Raw genomic sequence first — 16,984 nt, forward strand, 5'->3', positions numbered from 1 at the left:
AGGATATTGAAGGAGGCAAAACAAATGGATGCAAAGAAAACTGCCCAGCAGGTGCTGGAACAGGTCGGCGGCGCAGAAAATGTTACATTTCTGACCCACTGTGTCACCCGCCTGCGGTTCAACCTCAAGTCAATGGACGGCGTGGACGAGGCCAAGGTCAAAGCCGTACCCGGCGTGGTGGGTGTCGTGAACAAAGGCGGCCAGTATCAGGTCATCATCGGCAACGAAGTGGCTGCCGTGTACGATGAACTGATGAAACTGGGCGACTTCGGCGGTAAGGAAGTCAAACAGCCTGCCGCCCCGGCCGAGGAAAAGAAGAGCAGGGTCAGCATCATTCTGGACACGCTGGCCGGTGTGTTCACCCCGCTGATGCCGTTGATCGCCGGTGCCGGTATGATCAAGGCTCTGCTGTCTGTGCTGACCCTCTTCGGCTGGATCGACAAGAGCGGAAATCTGTACTATTTCCTCAACTTCATCGCAGACTCTTCCTATTACTTCCTGCCGATCTTCCTGGCCAACTCCGCGGCCAAAAAGTTCGGCTGCAACCCGCAGATGGCCATGCTGCTGGGGGCCATCCTGCTGCACCCGAACTTCATCGCCCTGAAAGCCGATGCCGATGTGGTCCATGTGCTGGGTCTGCCGGTGAAGATGGTAACCTATTCTTCCTCAGTCATTCCCATCTTCCTTATCACGCTGGTACTGCCATACGTGGAACGATTTGTCAATAAGGTCGTGCCCTCTGTGGTCAAGTTCATCCTGCGGCCGGTGCTCACCATCCTCATCATGGCTCCCATCTCCCTGTGCGTGCTTGGCCCTCTGGGCAGCATCATCGGCGATGGTCTGGTCAACGTCCTGCTGGCCATTGAAAAGGTCTGCCCCTGGGCACTGCCCACCGTCATCGGTGCCTTTATGCCGTTCCTGGTCATGACCGGTATGCACTACAGCCTGCTGCCCGCTTATGTCAACTCTCTGTCCATGCTGGGCTATGAGACGGTCATCGGCCCCGGTAATCTGCCTTCCAACATTGCACAGGGTGCCGCAGCCCTCTGCGTTGCCATCAAGACCAAAAACAAGAACTTCCGTCAGCTGGCCGTTTCCGGCGGTGTGACCGCTCTGCTGGGCGTGACGGAGCCTGCTCTGTTCGGCGTCAACGTCCGTCTGCGTAAGCCTCTCATCGCCACAACCATCGGCGGTGGTCTGGGCGGCCTGTATGCCGGTTTGACCGGTGTGCGCCGTTTTGGCGGCGGTGGTGCCGGTCTGGCAGCCATCGGCCTGTATGTCGGTGAAAATCCCATGAACGTGATCAACGCACTGATCTCTGCCGCGATCGCCTTTGTGGCCACCTTTGCGATCCTCTGGTTCATCGGTTTTGATGATGTGCCGGAAGAAGCCTGATCTCTTCTGAAACAAGCAGCGCCGGAACGATTTTGCCGTTCCGGCGCTGCTTTTTACGCCTCTCCCAGCAGCTTTGCACGGCTGGCGTATACAGCGGTAAATACCTCCCGCAGCCGTTGGATCTCGGGACGCGGGTCGTCCCGCAGGGTCAGCAGACAGGTGTCCGGCAACGGCAGCTGCAGCGGCAGATACCATGCCGCCGGAAAGGCCGGGTATTTCATCGGGCACAAAAACATGCCGCGCCCGGCAAGCAGATCGTTGTAAACACACTCGTAGTTTTCCACCATGTGCCAGCTTGGTGCGGAAAACGGCAGGCCGGGCTGAACAACGGCAAGATCCACCATTTCCTGATACAGCGGCTCATAAAACAGCTGCTGCCCGGCAAGATCGGCCAGCGCCAGAGTGCTGCGCCCTGTGAGCGGGTGCTCCGGTGATACGATCAGGTAAAAGGTGTTGTGCAGGATGGGGGTGCGCTCGATCTCCGGCTGCAGCGGCCCAAAGGGCAGATAGAGGGCTGCGTCTGCCTCGCTGCAGAGCATTTCGTGGGGATTGCGTGACACGGGCCGAGTGTCCACCGCAAACTCATATCCCGGCAGCGCGGCGTGCAGCCGTGCCATCAGGATGGGATAAATGGGGTCCCGCTGCAGCAGCACCGGCGGCAGGCGCAGGGTCAGTGTGCGCCGCCGGGCAAAGCCCTTCAGCGCGGTGCGGGCGTTCAGGATGCTGCGATAGATCCCCTCTGCCTGCGGCACAAAGGCCCGGCCCGCTTCGGTCAGCGCCACGCGGGTGGTGCTGCGCTCAAACAGGGCCAGATCCAGCTCCTTTTCCAGACTGCGGATCTGGTAGCTGAGGGCGGGCTGGGTGCAGTACAGCTCCCGGGCGGCTGTGGTAAAATTCAGGGTCCGGCTCACGGTGAGAAAACACAGCAGCTGGTGGTCGTTCATCCGAAAAAAGCTCCTTTCTGTGCAGGGGAAGATCCGTCTGCTCTCAGTATAGCATGGTGGGAGATGGTTATAAACACTTTTTATTAGGATGGCAAAATTTTTTTGTTTCCCTTTTACTTCGTTATATTTTATACTAAGTGCAGCGCGGGAAAAACTCCCGCAGAGACGAAGAGAAATTGATGAGAAGAAAGAGGAAATCCAAATGGAAAAGATCTCCCGCAAAGGCTTTTTGAAGGTCGCCGCCGCTGCCGCCATGAGCGGCGTCACCGCCGGTGCGCTGGCTGCCTGCAACTCCGCAGCTTCTTCCAGCACCGCCGCTTCCGGTGATGCCATCTACACCGCCGGTACCTACACCGGCACGGCCACCGGCATCGGTGAGGTGAAGGTGACCATGACCTTCAGCGAGACCGCCATCACCGAGGTGGTCATCGATGCTTCCAACGAGACCGAGAGCATCGGCGGCGTGGCCGCGCCCACCCTGCAGGAAGCCATCATGGCCGCACAGGGCACCGAGATCGACAACATCTCCGGTGCTACCGTCACCACCAATGCCGTCAAGAAGGCGGCTGCCAGCTGCATCGAGCAGGCCATGGGCGTAAAGACCGAGACCCCCGCCGCAGAGCAGACCGCCGACACCGGCGAGGACTGGCTGGGTGAGGAGCCGGATGTGCAGGCCGCTGAAACGCAGGACTTTGATGTGGTCATCATCGGTGCCGGTCTGTCCGGCATCTGCGCCGCCCGCGCCGCCGCCGAGGAGGGCGCAAAGGTGGCTATCGTGGAGAAGAGCGCCTCCTTCAACTGCCGCAGCGGCGAGTATGCCCTGCTGAACGGCAGCCTGAACAAGCGCTGGGGCCGCGAGAACATCGTGGACGAGGATGTGGTGGTCAACCGCCTGATGCGCGAGTGCACCTACCGCAACAAGCGCTCCATCCTGAAAAAGTGGGCCAGCCATGCACACGAGGTCATGGATTGGTTCATCGAGGCTTATCCTGAGCTGACCATCTGCGACACCACCCGTCAGGTGGTCACGCAGGAGCAGTTCGACAAGGGCATTCTGGTGCCGCTGGCATGGCCTCAGCCCGAGCACTACGACTACCGCAACGAAGAGTTCCCCACCTTCCCCTCCAGCATGGAGTTCCGCTCCTCCCGCAAGGATCAGCAGGGCTTTGTGGTGGAAGCCAACCTGAACAAGGCCATCGAGGCTGGTGCCAAGACCTTCTACGGCTGCTTTGGCACCAAACTGCTGAAGGACAGCGACGGCCGCGTGACCGGCGTGATCATCCGCGATGCACAGAACGGCAATAAGTACATCCAGCTCAACGCTGCCAAGGGCGTGATCCTTGCCACCGGCGACAACTCCGGCGATGAAAAGATCATGAAGCATTTCGCTCCCGAGATCGTAGAGAAGAATATCGCCAACATGGGCGCTATGGGTATGCTGGGCGTTGACGTGGAAGGCAAGACGGTCGAGACCGGCGACGGCCTGCGCATGGGCGCATGGATCGGCGCAAAGGTGCAGGATCACCACGCACCTATGACCCACCACATGGGCAGCGGCATGGGCGTTACCCCTTCCTGCAGCTCAACAAGCGCGGCGAGCGCTTTATGAACGAGTGCATCCCCGGCCAGCAGCTGGAAAACCAGATCGAGCTGCAGCCGGAGTGCGCTTCCTTCCAGCTGTACGACGCCAAGTGGGGCGAGCAGATCCCCTATATGCCGGCCAACCACGGCGGCCTGTGCTATATCATCCCGGAAAATGAGGATGAGTCCAACCCCAACTACACCGACCGTCAGTACACCAAGATCAGCGCCAAGGCCGAGGCTTACCAGTTCAAGGCCGATACGCTGGAGGAGCTGCTGACCCAGTGCGGCTACGAGGGCGAGGCGCTGGACACCGCACTGGCCTCGATCCAGCGCTACAACGAGCTGGCCAAGGCCGGCTCCGATGACGACTTCGGCAAGCCTGCAAGCCGGATGTTCGCACTGGAAAATCCCCCGTACTACGCCTGCCAGTGGGGCACTACTGCCATGCTGGTCTGTGTGGGCGGTCTGGAAAGCGACGAGAACTGCCACACCTTCACCGAGGAAGACCCTGCCAGCCCCAAGCGCGACATCATCAAGGGCCTGTATGTCTGCGGCAACGTGCAGGGCAGCCGTTATGCGGTGGAGTACCCCATCTGCATGCGCGGCATCAGCCACAGCCTGTGCGTCTACTATGGCTACATTGCAGGCAAGAACTGCGTGGCCGGTGTCTGATGACCTGCCCCTGCAATAACTGAACCATTCCCCGCCCGGAGCAGTATTCTTTCTTCCTGCTCCGGGCTTTTTTGCGCCCCAATGTGACCCGGTTACGGAAAAACCCCGGCGTTTTGGGTATACTGATGCCATAAGAACAACCACGAACGAACCCTTTCAGGAGGTAGAAATATGGCAGTTGTTACGATCACGAAGGAAAATTTTGAGCAGGAGGTACTGCAGAGCGCAAAGCCTGTCCTGCTGGACTTCTGGGCCAGCTGGTGCGGCCCCTGCCGCATGCTCAGTCCCGTTGTGGACGAGGTGGCCGAGGAGCGCACCGATGTGAAGGTGGGCAAGGTGAATGTGGACGAGCAGCCGGAGCTGGCCGGGGAGTTCGGCATCATGAGCATTCCCGCCCTGCTGGTGTTTGAGCAGGGCAAGCTGGTGCGTCAGGCCGTGGGTGCCCGCCCGAAGGCCAGTGTGCTGGAGCTGCTTGGGTAAATATGCGTGCTGAAAAGGAGCTGTTGCGCCATGCAACGGCTCCTTTTCTTCTTTTCCCTGTACAAACGCACAGAAAAATCGTATCATTGAGTTGAAAACACCGTCACTTTCCTACTTTACAACTTTACCGAGATAAAGTAAAATAAACTCAAGTAAGAAATGGGGGAACCGACAATGGAGTTCAGCATTGCAAACCTGCAGCCCAAGGAGCGCGCCTCCTTTGCGCTGCGCGCCTTGTACGAAGCGGCGGGCTGCCGCAAGTATCATATGGGCCGGTTTGAGGAGTACGGCCTGTATCAGGCCAACCGCAGTTTTTTGTCGTCCGAGCAGGTCATCACCTTTACCGATCTGGATGGCCGTCTGCTGGCCCTCAAGCCGGACGTGACCCTCTCCATTGCCAAGACGGCGCAGCCCGCCCCCGGCGAGACCCTGTGCTACTACTATCACGAGAACGTCTACCGCCCTTCCGCCGAGAGCCACACCTTTAAAGAAATCAGCCAGATGGGCCTTGAGATGCTGGGTGCGGTGGGCGAAGCACAGGTGCAGCAGGCGGTGTGTCTGGCGGCGCGGTCGCTGGATGCACTGGGGGCCGAGTGGGTGCTGGAAGTGAGCCACATGGGCTACCTGTTCGGCCTGTTCGACGCGCTGGGCGTGCCGGATGCCGCCCGCGCAAAGCTGCTGGAAAAGCTGCGGGAGAAAAACGCCCACGAGCTGCGGGCTGCAGCCGGAGCAGCCGGTCTTGCCGATGCCGCCGATACCCTGTGCAGCGTGCTGAACCTCTGCGGCAGCTATGCCGATACCCTTGCAAAGGCTGCTGCCCTGTGCCGCAACGACGCCATGCGCGCGGCGGTGGCCGAGCTGGAAGCGCTGGCTGTGCCGCTGGAAAAGGCGGGCGGCGTGATCCGGCTGGACATGACGCTGGCCGGTGAGATGGAATACTACAACGGCCTTGTGTTTCAGGGCTACCTGAAAGCCCTGCCCCGTCCCCTGCTCAAGGGCGGCCGCTACGACCTGCTGATGCAGAAGTTCACCCCCGGTGCCGGTGCCATCGGCTTTGCGGTCTATCTGGACGAGCTGGACCGCCTGAGCGCCCCGCTGCCGCCGGTGCAGAAGAACAGCACCGACAGGGTGATGCTGAACGTGGCTCTGCCCAAGGGCCGTCTGGGCGATAAGGTGTATAACCTGCTGGCGGGCATCGGCTACGGCTGCCCGGAGGACTACAACACCACCCGCAAGCTGGTGGTGGAAAACCCGGAGGCCGGCATCCGCTACTTCCTCGTCAAACCCAGCGATGTTGCCATCTATGTGGAGCACGGTGCCGCCGATGTGGGCATCGTGGGAAAGGACATCCTCACAGAGGCTTCTGCCGATGTGTACGAGCTGCTGGACACCGGCCTTGGCAAATGCCGCATGTGCGTTGCAGCCCCGGCCGATTACAAGGACGACCCCAGCCGCCCGGTGCGGGTGGCCACCAAATTCGTCAACATTGCAAAGAGCTACTACGCATCCATGGGGCGGGACATCGATATCATCAAGCTGAACGGCTCCATTGAGCTGGCCCCCATTCTGGGCCTTTCGGACGTCATCGTGGATATCGTGGAGACCGGCACCACCCTGCGGGAGAACGGCCTGAAGGTGGTCACCGAGTTCATGCCCATCTCGGCCCGGTTCATTGCCAACAAGGCCAGCTACCAGTTCAAGCACGCCGAAATGGACACCATGCTGGAAAAGCTGCGGGCGGAACTGCAGAACAAGGAGGAAGCAAAATGATCAAGCTGTATAACTTTGACGAGCTGAAGCCCGAAGAGATCCTGAACCGCGATATCCGCGCGGAAAAGAACGTGGAGGACGTGGTGGACGGCATCATTGCCGATGTGCGCGCCCGGGGCGACGATGCCCTGAAGGATTATGCGCTGAAATTTGACGGTGCAAAGATCGATGCCCTGCAGGTGACGCAGGAGGAGATCGACGAAGCCTTTGCGGGCATGGACCCCTACTTCCTCGAAACGCTGCGCGAAGCCGCCGCCAACATCGAGAGCTTCCACCGCCAGCAGGTGCACAAGAATTTTGTGGTGAACGACAAGCCCGGCATCGTGCTGGGCCAGAAATATACCCCCATTGAAAAGGCCGGTGTCTATGTGCCCGGCGGCACGGCGGCCTATCCCTCCACCGTGCTCATGGACGTGATCCCGGCAAAGGTGGCAGGCGTGTCCGAAATCGTCATGACCACCCCCGCCGGAAAGGACGGCAGGGTGAACCCGGTCATCCTAGCCGCCGCTGCCACCGCAGGCGTGACCAAGATCTTCAAGACCGGCGGCGCACAGGCTGTGGCGGCTCTCGCCTACGGCACCCAGAGCATCCCTGCGGTGGATAAGATCGTTGGCCCCGGCAACATCTACGTTGCCACCGCCAAGCGCAAGGTGTTCGGCAAGGTGGGCATCGATATGATCGCAGGCCCCAGCGAAATTCTGGTGCTGGCCGACGGCGGCTGCAACCCTGCATGGGTGGCGGCAGACCTGTTGAGTCAGGCCGAGCACGACAAACTGGCAAGCCCGGTCCTCGTCACCGACAGCCCGGAGCTGGCCAAGGCCGTGCAGGCGGAGCTGGAGGTGCAGATCCCGCAGCTGCCCCGTGCCGCCATCGCCCGCGCCAGCGTGGACGACAACGGCAAGATCATCCTCTGCACCGACCTGCACAAGGCCATTGAAGCCTGCAACATCATTGCACCGGAACATCTGGAAGTGTGCGTGGAGGACCCCTTCGGCGTGCTGAACGAGATCAAAAATGCAGGCAGCATCTTCCTTGGCCGCAACGTGCCGGAAGCGCTGGGCGATTACTTTGCAGGCCCCAACCACACCCTGCCCACCAGCGGCACCGCCCGCTTCTCAAGCCCCTTGGGCGTAGACGACTTTGTAAAGAAGTCCAGCTTCCTCTACTACACCCGGGAAGCGCTGGGCGAAGTAGCCCCCCGCATCGCCGATTTTGCCGAGCGCGAGGGCCTGCACGCCCACGCCCGCAGCGTGACCATCCGGTATGAAAAGTGACCCTCTCAGGCGCTTGCGCGCCAGCTCCCCCGAAGGGGAGCTTCATGAGAGGGAACCGTAAGATGCAAAAAAGCTCCCCCTTTGGGGGAGCTGGCAAAGCCGTAAGGCTTTGACTGAGAGGGTTTTTATATGAGTCGTTTTCTTTCTCCCACGCTGGCCGCTGTCACCCCCTACACCCCGGGTGAGCAGCCGCAGGATCAGCAGTACATCAAACTGAACACCAACGAAAGCCCCTATCTGCCCTCCCCGGCGGTGATCGCTGCCGTGAGCGAGCACGAGGTGGAAAAGCTGCGCCTTTACTCCGACCCCGCCTGTGCCGACCTGCTCAAGGCGGCCGCAGCCCACTTCGGTTTGCAGCCGGAGCAGATCATGCCCGGCAATGGCAGCGACGAGAACCTCTTCTTTGCGCTGCGTGCCTTCTGCGACGCAGACCACCCGCTGGCCTATGCCGACATCACCTACGGCTGCTACGGCGTGTGGTGCGGGCTGATGCACATTCCCAGCCGCATCATCCCGCTGAAAGAGGATTTCACCCTTGACCCGAAGGACTACTACGGCCTGAACCAGACCATCGTCCTTGCAAACCCCAACGCCCCCACCGGCATTGCACTGCCCCGGGCGGAAATTGAGGGCATCTTAAAGGCAAACCCGAACAATGTGGTCATTGTGGACGAGGCCTATGTGGACTTTGGCGGCGAGAGCTGCGTGCCCCTCATCGACCAGTACGAGAACCTGCTGGTGGTGCAGACCTTTTCCAAGTCCCGGCAGCTGGCCGGTGCGCGTCTGGGTCTTGCCATGGGCAATGCAAAGCTCATTGCCGACCTGAACCGGGTCAAGTTCAGCCTGAACCCCTACAACATCAACCGCCTGACCCTGAAGGCCGGGCAGGCCGCGCTGGAAGATACCGCTTATTTTGACAGGACCCGCGCCGCCATCGTGGACACCCGCGCATGGACAAAACAACAGCTGGAACAGCGCGGATTTGCCGTGCTGGACAGCCGTTCCAACTTCCTGTTTGCAAGTACCAACAGGAAAGACGGCAAGACACTCTACAAAGAGTTGAAGGAAAACGGCATTCTGGTGCGCCACTTCGACGCGCCCCGCATCCAGAACTGGCTGCGCATCACCATTGGCACATCGGAACAGATGAAGATATTCGTGAACACACTGGATAAGATCATGGAGGAATGAACCATGCCGAACCGAATGATCTCGCTGGAACGCAACACCAATGAGACCCAGATCGACCTGACCCTTGATTTGGACGGCACCGGCCGCTACGAGGTGGACACCGGGTGCGGCTTTCTGAACCACATGCTGGAGCTGTTCGCCCGCCATGGCCGGTTCGATCTGGTGCTCACCTGCCACGGCGATGTGCAGGTGGACTACCACCACACCACCGAGGATGTGGGCATTGCACTGGGTCAGGCCTTTGCACGGGCGCTGGGCGATATGCGCGGTATCCAGCGCTACGGCAGCTTTTATCTGCCCATGGATGAAGCGCTGATTTTGTGCGCCGTCGATCTTTCGGGCCGCTGCACCCTGAACTGGGACGTCCAATGCAGCACCGAAAAGGTGGGCGATTTTGACGTGGAGTGCGCCAAGGAGTTCTGGCTGGGCTTTGCCCGCAGCGTGCCCGCCACGATCCACTTTGTACAATTTGCGGGAGAAAATACACACCACATCCTCGAGGCCTGCTTCAAGGGCGCAGGCCATGCACTGGGCGCGGCCGTGAAGATCGACGAAGCCCACAAGGACGAAATTCCTTCCACGAAAGGACTGCTGGTATGATCGCAATTATCGATTATGGCGTGGGCAACCTGTTCAGCCTGAAGTCCAGCCTGAAGCAGCTGGGACTGGAAGCCGTTGTGACTGCGGATGCGGACACCATCCGCAAAGCCGACCGGCTCATCCTGCCGGGCGTGGGCGCTTTTGCCGATGCCATGGCCAAGCTGGAGGCGACGGGCCTTGTACCGGTCATGAAAGAAGAAGCCGAAAGGAAGCCGCTGCTGGGCATCTGCCTTGGAATGCAGCTGCTGTTTGAAAAGAGCTACGAGTACGGTGAGCACGAAGGCCTTGGCTTTGTGAAGGGCGAGGTCTGCCCGCTGGAGCCCGACCTTGCGGACAAGAGCCTGAAGGTGCCGCAGATCGGCTGGAACGCCTTGCACATTGTAAAGGACGACCCGCTGTTCAAGTACATCCGTGAGGGAGAATACGTCTATTACGTCCACAGCTACTACGGCAAGAACTGTACGGAGAGTACACTGGCTGTGAGCGACTATTCCATTCCTGTCACCGGCGCGGTGCGGGCGGGCAGGGTGTATGGCACCCAGTTCCACCCGGAAAAGAGCGGGGATACCGGCCTGCGCATTCTGAAAGCATTTGCGGAGCTATAACCCTCTCAGTCAACGCCTGCGGCGTTGCCAGCTCCCCCGAAGGGGGAGCTTCTAAAGAGTGAACCGCAAAATGCAAAAAGCTCTCCCTTCGGGAGAGCTGGCGAGCGAATGCGAGCCTGAGAGGGTTCGTTTCTGAAGGAGATTCAAATGCAATTATTTCCAGCCATTGACCTGCGGGGCGGCAAGGTGGTGCGCCTGACGCAGGGCGACTACAGCCGCATGACCGTCTACGGCGAGGATCCCTGTGCACAGGCGCGGGAGTTCCTTGCAGCGGGGGCCAAAAATCTGCACGTCGTCGATCTGGACGGCGCAAAGGACGGCACCCTTTCAAACTACGATACCATTGCCGCGCTGGCAAAGCAGGGCGGTTTGTACATTGAGGTGGGCGGCGGCATCCGCACCGAGGAACGCATTGAAACATACCTCTCCCTCGGCGTGGGCCGCTGCATCCTGGGCAGCGTGGCGGTGACGGATTTTGCCTTTACCGCCCGGATGCTGCAGAAATACGGCGATAAAATTGCCGTGGGCGTGGACGCAAAGGACGGCTATGTGGCCATCCATGGCTGGAAGGAAGTGAGCGCCGAGCCGGGCGTGGACTTCTGCAAGCGGCTGGAAGATGCCGGATGCACCGCCATCATCTACACGGACATTGCCTGCGACGGTGCCATGAGGGGCACGAACCTCGGCCTGTACCGCACGCTTGCCAAAGAGGTGCCCGGCGTGGCCTTTACGGCCAGCGGCGGCATCTCGTCCGAAGCAGAGCTTCTGGAACTGAAAAAAATGGGCACTGCCGCTGCCATTTTAGGCAAGAGCCTGTACACCGGCGCACTGGACCTTGCGCGCTGCGTGCAGCTGGTACAGGAGTGAACGGAGGGAAAATGACATGATCACCAAACGCATTATTCCCTGCCTTGATGTGCGCAATGGCCGCGTGGTCAAGGGCACGAACTTTGAAGGCATCCGGGACGTGGCCGACCCGGTGGAAATGGCCCGCATGTACAACGCTGCCGGTGCCGACGAGCTGGTGTTCTACGATATCACCGCCAGCTTCGAGGGCCGGGCACTGTTCACGGATATCCTGACCCGCGTCGCCAGCGAAATTTTTATCCCGCTCACGGTGGGCGGCGGCATCAACACGCTGGAAGACTTCGACCGGGTGCTCAAGTGCGGCGCGGACAAGGTCAGCGTCAACTCGGGCGCACTCAAAAATCCCGACCTTATCCCGGCGGCAGCACAGCGCTACGGCAACCAGTGCGTGGTGCTCTCTGCCGATGTGAAGAGGGTGGACGGCCAGTTCCGGGTGTTCGCCAAGGGCGGGCGCGAGGACACTGGCCGGGATGCACTGGACTGGATCAGCTGGTGCGTGGACCACGGCGCAGGCGAGATCTGCCTGAACAGCATCGACACCGACGGCGTGCGCAGCGGCTTCGACCTTGAGATGCTGGATGCAGTTGCGGCGCGGGTGAACGTGCCCATCATTGCCAGCGGCGGCGCAGGCAAAAAGGAAGACTTTCTGGAGCTGTTCCACCACAAGGGAATCGACGCAGGCCTTGCGGCGGGCATCTTCCACCAGAAGCTGCTGACCATCCGCGACCTGAAGGAATACCTCAACGCAAACGGCGTGGAGATGCGGCTGTAACGCCGGGGTATTTCTCTCCGGCGCGGGGAGAAGCCGTAACGCGAAACTGGATTTCCGCAAAAACAACCCGCAAACTCTTGCGTTTGCGCACCGAATACGCTAAACTAGTAATATCCCCATCCGGGGAGGGAGAACCGTTATGAATCTGAAATTTGATGAAAAGGGCCTGATCCCTGCCATCGTGCAGGACCACTACACCAAAGAGGTGCTCACCCTCGCTTACATGAACGCCGAGACGCTGGCGCTCACCATTGCCGAGGGCCGCACTGTGTTCTGGAGCCGCAGCCGTCAGGAGATCTGGCGCAAGGGCGAGACCAGCGGCAACGTGCAGCGGGTGGTGTCCATCACCGCCGACTGCGATGCCGATGCTCTGGTGGTGGAAGTGGTCAAATCCGGCCCCGCCTGCCACACCGGTGCCGAGAGCTGCTTCTTCAACGAAGTATACGTCTCGCCGGAGCTGAAGCAGTTCAGCTGGCAGGGCCTGTACCAGCTCATCAAGGGCCGCAAGGATAGCCCCAAGGAGGGCAGCTATACCACCTACCTGTTCGAGAAGGGCAAGGAGAAGATCCTGAAAAAGGTGGGCGAAGAGTGCACCGAGGTCATCATTGCGGGCGAAAAAGAGGATAAGGAAGAGACCGTTTACGAGATCAGCGATCTTGCCTACCATGTTCTGGTGCTGATGGTCAGCGCCGGCATCACGGTGGAGGATGTGACCCGTGAACTGGAAAAACGTCACGTCATTGACCACAAGGTCAAACAGGAAAGGATGCAGTGAATTATCTATGGCAGATTATAAGAAGTCCAGTGTCCATTGCCACTCCACCATGTGCGATGGCAAAAATACCTTGCAGGATATGGCAAGTGCTGCGTGTGCGCAGGGCTTGACCACGCTGGGCTTCACCGGCCATAGCTACACCCAGCGCGACCGCGAATACTGCATGAGCCCCAGCCGCACCGCCCAGTACAAGGCCACCATTGCCAAGCTCAAGACCGAGTACAAGGGCAAGGTGGATATCCTGTGCGGCATCGAGTGGGATATCCTGAGCGAGGATAAGCGCACCGGCTACGATTACTGGATCGGCAGCGCACACCACCTGTACGGCAAGAACACCGGCAAGTATTACGAGATCGATTTCCGCCCGCAGGACCTGTGGGACTGCATCAACGATGATTTTGACGCAGACCCCCTTGCCGCTGTGGAAGCCTACTTTGCCGAGGTGGAAAAGGTGGCTGCCCTCAAGCCGGATATTCTGGCCCACATCGACCTCATCAAGAAGCTGAATGCGAACGGCGAGTTCTTCGACGAAGAGTCGCCCCGCTACAAGGCCGCTGCCCTCAAGGCCCTGCAGGCCGCAAAGGCAAACGACTGCCTGCTGGAAGTGAACACCGGCGGCGTGTACCGCGGCTACCGCAAGGACTTCTACCCCGGCCCGTGGCTGCTGGGCGAGTGGCAGAAGATGGGCGGCAAGGTCATCATCACCTCTGATTCTCATGATATCAACAGCCTGACCTACGGCTTTGACGAAGCTGCCGCCGCCATCAAGGCTGCAGGCTTTACCAGCGTGCAGGTGCTTACCGGCAGCGGCTTCGAGACGCAGGAACTGTAAAAAATTGGAGATAACCCTCTCCGTCAATGCTTCGCATTGCCACCTCCCCCGAAAGGGGGAGGTTTTGCTGTTTCTTTTACGCAGCATAAAAGCTCCCCCCTTCGGGGGAGCTGGCGAGCGTCAGCGAGACTGAGAGGGTTGTTTTGCGGTAAAAATAGAACTTTGGAGGAACCCTATGACCCACGCGCAGCCCCAAAAGAAAAGCTTCTTCAACATGAACGTAGACCTGATGCACGGGCCTATTTTAAAAAGCCTGCTGCTGTTCATGCTGCCCATTCTGATTTCCAATCTGTTCCAGCAGCTCTACAACACGGTGGATACCATGATCGTGGGCAATGTGCTGGGCGATACAGCCCTTGCCGCCATTGGCTCCTGCGGCTCGATCTACGAGCTTTTAGTCGGCTTTGGCATTGGTATCGGCAATGGCCTTGCCATCGTTGCAGCGCGCTCCTACGGCGCGCAGGACGAAGACCTGCTCAAGCGCACGGTGGTGGGGTCGGTCGTCATTGGCCTGATCGCCTCGCTGGTCATTACAACGGCAGGCTTTTTCGGCCTGCATGCCCTGCTGCAGCTGCTGGATACCCCGGCAGAAATTCTGGAAGATGCCTACAGCTACATCATCGTGATCGACCTTGGCGTTGTGGTCATGTTTATGTATAACCTGTGCGCAGGCCTGCTGCGCGCCATTGGCAACAGCGTAATGCCGCTGGTGTTCCTGCTCATCAGCTCGGTGCTGAACGTGGGGCTGGACCTGTGGTTCATTGCCGGGGTTGGCATGGGCGTGCGGGGCGCAGCGGTGGCAACGGTCATTGCACAGGGCATCTCGGTGGTGCTGTGCGTTCTGTACGTGCTGGCAAGGGTGTGCATCCTCATCCCGGAGAAAAAGCATTTCGCCGTGGGCAGTCATCTCTACTGGGAGCTGTTCAGCCAGAGCATCTCCATGGGCCTGATGAGCAGCATCGTGTCTGCGGGTTCGGTGGTGCTGCAGTACGGCATCAACGGGCTTGGCACCCTGACCATTGCGGGGCACACCGCTGCCCGCAAGCTGTTTGCCTTTACGGAGATGCCGCTCATCTCCATGGCGAACGCCGGTTCCACCTTCGTTTCCCAGAACCGCGGCGCAAACCAGCCCGACCGTGTGCGCAGGGGAATGCGGCAGATGTATCTGTACTCGGTGGTGGTGATGGTCGCCGCCGTGGTGCTGATGAACTTTGGCGCGGAATGGATGGTGCAGCTGATCTCCGGCTCCACGGAGCCCATCGTGCTGGAAAACGGTGCGCGGTACCTGCTGTGGAACGCACCGTTCTATGCGGTGCTGGGGGTGCTGCTGTGCACCCGCTACGCGCTGCAGAGCCTTGGCCAGAAGGTGCTGCCGCTGTTCTCCAGCGTGATCGAGCTGGTGGGCAAGGTGATCTTTGTGCTGGTGTTCATCCCGAAATTCCAGTACAATGCGGTCATCCTGTGTGAGCCCATCATCTGGTGCTTCATGACGGCATATCTGGTGGCGGTGTACCTGCACGAGCCCTTTGTGTTCCCGAAAAAATAACCCTCTCAGTTATCGCTGTGCGATGCCAGCTCTCCCGAAAGGGAGAGCTTTTTGCATTTTACGGGAAGCACAAAGAAAGCTCCCCCTTTCGGGGGAGCTGGATGCGAACAAAGTGAGCAGACTGAAAGGGGTTACAGCGCCGAATAGCCAAAGCTGTTCACCAGCGCATCGATGTGCTGGCCGGCCTTGCACAGGGGGCAGTCGCGGCTGTCAAAGCTGGCGTAGTCCGGCAGGCTGGCGGGGTCAAAGATGGAGGTGACTTCATAGCCCATGCACTCATGGGTGGTGGCAAAAATAGCGGAAAGGCCTGCCACGGTGCCGCCGTAGTAGTTCACGGCCTCCACAGCGGCCTGCACGGTGTAGCCGGTGGTGATGGAAGCGGACAGAATGAGCACATGCTTGCCCTTGACCATGGGGGCCAGATTGTCGCGCAGGATGATCTGGCTGCCGGTGGTGTACTCCGGGGTGATCACATAAATGGTCTGGTGGGCGTTCATGTTGGCAAAGCCGTCCTTGGTCAGCTCGTTGGCAAGGCAGGTGCCGATCACCTGCGTGCCGTCCAGACAGAGCACGGTGTCCACAATGGTGCTGTGCTGGTAAGCGGCCACCAGCTCCTTTGCCACGGCCTTGGCCTCGGAAAGGCGGGACTTCTGGGTGGTGACATCGATGTAATAGTTGATATGGCTGTGGCTGGTAGCAAAGTGGCCCTTTGCTACGCGCAGGAACAGGTTACTTTTTTTGGTGGGAAGCTTTACCATATTGATCATCGAAACAACACTCCTTTTCAGGTTTTCCGGGTTGCCCCTCAAATGCAAAAAGCACCGCATCGCTGCGATGCTCCTGCACATTTTTATAACCCTATTGTACCGGAAAAGAAACCTGTGCACAAGGCATAAATCCACTAAAAAACTTTGTGCATTTTACATGATATCGCCCAAAACTTGGATACAAATGGCCCGCATACGCAAAAAGACCCGCACCACAGGGTGCGGGCCTTTAATGCAAAAGTAAAATCAGTCCACAATCGTAACCTTGATGGCATCGGTGATGTCCCAAGTGGCATAGATATCACTGTAGGAATCAGTGATGCTACCGTTTGCGTACATCTTCGGAATGTACAGCACCTGAACCTTGGATGCGCTGGTAAGGTTCTCAATACCGGAAACCTTCAGCGTAGGAGTCACAGTAGTCTTCGCATCGACACTGGCGTTGGAACCACCTACCAAATCAATCGTGACACCGGAGACACCCTGATAATAAGTATGCAGCTTATTGTCAGCATCGGTAACATTTACCTGGAAATGCTGCTGGTTGACCTGCAGGCTCACCTTGGTATAGATCTCAAACTCGCAAGTGAGCGTAGTACGATTATAGGTGGCGCTCTTCAGCGTGGCTTCACAGATGCCGTCGCCCGGCTTCAGGGTGCTGCCGATCGTGCCGACAGGACGGTTCGGGTTGGAGCAGCCGGTCAGCATGCCGGAGCCTGCAATGGCAACAGCGGTAAGAGCGGTATATTTCATAAAGTCACGGCGGGAGAATGTATAGGACATGTTCGTTCCTCCTTTAAAAAGCAGATCAGTACGGCCTTGCGGCATTACCTATAAGATAGGCGAAACCGGGCCGGATGTCAATGCCTTTTGGCAAAATAAAATGATGAAATTTTGAGCTGTGACGTTG

The 16,984-nt window shown here is 59.1% G+C and carries 17 protein-coding genes; 14 read left to right on the forward strand and 3 right to left on the reverse strand.

The annotated features are described in order from the left end of the window. Positions 1–24 precede the first annotated feature (24 nt). Entirely contained in the window at positions 25–1,395 is a 1,371-nt protein-coding gene (locus tag PXT33_RS01440; RefSeq protein WP_097781149.1) for a PTS transporter subunit EIIC, read from the forward strand. Positions 1,396–1,448: 53 nt separating this feature from the next. On the opposite strand, the gene PXT33_RS01445 is transcribed toward PXT33_RS01440, so the two are convergent. Further along, positions 1,449–2,339 carry a LysR family transcriptional regulator gene (locus tag PXT33_RS01445; RefSeq protein WP_347070431.1) on the reverse strand — a complete coding sequence of 297 codons (891 nt, stop codon included), beginning with the start codon at positions 2,337–2,339 and terminating at the stop codon, positions 1,449–1,451. Positions 2,340–2,541: 202 nt separating this feature from the next. On the opposite strand from PXT33_RS01445, the gene PXT33_RS01450 reads away from it, so the two are divergent. From PXT33_RS01450 to PXT33_RS01510, 13 genes are all read left to right on the forward strand, one after another. Then, a complete protein-coding gene (locus tag PXT33_RS01450; protein ID WP_347070432.1) occupies positions 2,542–3,948 on the forward strand; it encodes an FAD-dependent oxidoreductase in 1,407 nt (468 codons plus the stop codon). Continuing rightward, on the forward strand, positions 3,945–4,595 hold the full coding sequence (locus PXT33_RS01455) for an FAD-binding protein (RefSeq protein WP_347070433.1): 651 nt from the start codon (positions 3,945–3,947) through the stop codon (positions 4,593–4,595). The genes PXT33_RS01450 and PXT33_RS01455 overlap by 4 nt, the downstream gene beginning before the upstream one ends. Positions 4,596–4,766: 171 nt before the next feature. Beyond that, complete coding sequence (gene trxA / locus PXT33_RS01460; RefSeq protein ID WP_332375805.1) at positions 4,767–5,075, forward strand: thioredoxin; 309 nt, start codon at positions 4,767–4,769, stop codon at positions 5,073–5,075. A gap of 174 nt (positions 5,076–5,249) precedes the next feature. After that, complete coding sequence (gene hisG / locus PXT33_RS01465; RefSeq protein WP_332375806.1) at positions 5,250–6,845, forward strand: ATP phosphoribosyltransferase; 1,596 nt, start codon at positions 5,250–5,252, stop codon at positions 6,843–6,845. Further along, positions 6,842–8,119 (forward strand): histidinol dehydrogenase, encoded by a 1,278-nt coding sequence (gene hisD, locus PXT33_RS01470; RefSeq protein WP_097774578.1) that lies wholly within the window; start codon positions 6,842–6,844, stop codon positions 8,117–8,119. Before hisG ends, hisD begins: the two co-directional genes overlap by 4 nt. 129 nt (positions 8,120–8,248) lie before the next feature. Then, entirely contained in the window at positions 8,249–9,310 is a 1,062-nt protein-coding gene (gene hisC / locus PXT33_RS01475; RefSeq protein WP_332375807.1) for a histidinol-phosphate transaminase, read from the forward strand. Between the two features lie 3 nt (positions 9,311–9,313). Beyond that, a complete protein-coding gene (gene hisB / locus PXT33_RS01480) occupies positions 9,314–9,910 on the forward strand; it encodes an imidazoleglycerol-phosphate dehydratase HisB (protein WP_332375808.1) in 597 nt (198 codons plus the stop codon). Then, complete coding sequence (gene hisH / locus PXT33_RS01485) at positions 9,907–10,515, forward strand: imidazole glycerol phosphate synthase subunit HisH (RefSeq protein WP_005943646.1); 609 nt, start codon at positions 9,907–9,909, stop codon at positions 10,513–10,515. The genes hisB and hisH overlap by 4 nt, the downstream gene beginning before the upstream one ends. Positions 10,516–10,662: 147 nt before the next feature. Then, complete coding sequence (hisA, locus tag PXT33_RS01490; RefSeq protein WP_332375809.1) at positions 10,663–11,382, forward strand: 1-(5-phosphoribosyl)-5-[(5-phosphoribosylamino)methylideneamino]imidazole-4-carboxamide isomerase; 720 nt, start codon at positions 10,663–10,665, stop codon at positions 11,380–11,382. Between the two features lie 16 nt (positions 11,383–11,398). Then, the gene (gene hisF / locus PXT33_RS01495) at positions 11,399–12,154 is read left to right on the forward strand and encodes an imidazole glycerol phosphate synthase subunit HisF (RefSeq protein ID WP_005943642.1); all 756 of its coding nucleotides are present in this window, start codon (positions 11,399–11,401) and stop codon (positions 12,152–12,154) included. Positions 12,155–12,293: 139 nt separating this feature from the next. Continuing rightward, positions 12,294–12,929, forward strand: a complete 636-nt coding sequence (gene hisIE / locus PXT33_RS01500) for a bifunctional phosphoribosyl-AMP cyclohydrolase/phosphoribosyl-ATP diphosphatase HisIE (protein ID WP_005943640.1) — start codon at positions 12,294–12,296, stop codon at positions 12,927–12,929. Positions 12,930–12,936: 7 nt separating this feature from the next. Beyond that, on the forward strand, positions 12,937–13,761 hold the full coding sequence (locus PXT33_RS01505; RefSeq protein ID WP_118527621.1) for a histidinol-phosphatase HisJ family protein: 825 nt from the start codon (positions 12,937–12,939) through the stop codon (positions 13,759–13,761). A 175-nt stretch (positions 13,762–13,936) separates the two neighbouring features. Beyond that, entirely contained in the window at positions 13,937–15,307 is a 1,371-nt protein-coding gene (locus PXT33_RS01510) for an MATE family efflux transporter (protein WP_332375810.1), read from the forward strand. Between the two features lie 131 nt (positions 15,308–15,438). On the opposite strand, the gene PXT33_RS01515 is transcribed toward PXT33_RS01510, so the two are convergent. Together PXT33_RS01515 and PXT33_RS01520 are read right to left on the reverse strand one after the other, a co-directional pair. Further along, a complete protein-coding gene (locus tag PXT33_RS01515; RefSeq protein WP_044953901.1) occupies positions 15,439–16,074 on the reverse strand; it encodes a phosphoribosyltransferase in 636 nt (211 codons plus the stop codon). Between the two features lie 246 nt (positions 16,075–16,320). Continuing rightward, positions 16,321–16,857 (reverse strand): twin-arginine translocation signal domain-containing protein, encoded by a 537-nt coding sequence (locus PXT33_RS01520; RefSeq protein ID WP_332375811.1) that lies wholly within the window; start codon positions 16,855–16,857, stop codon positions 16,321–16,323. Positions 16,858–16,984 lie beyond the last annotated feature (127 nt).

It is taken from the genome of Faecalibacterium taiwanense, from assembly GCF_036632915.2.
In the GTDB taxonomy this organism is placed as follows: domain Bacteria; phylum Bacillota; class Clostridia; order Oscillospirales; family Ruminococcaceae; genus Faecalibacterium; species Faecalibacterium taiwanense.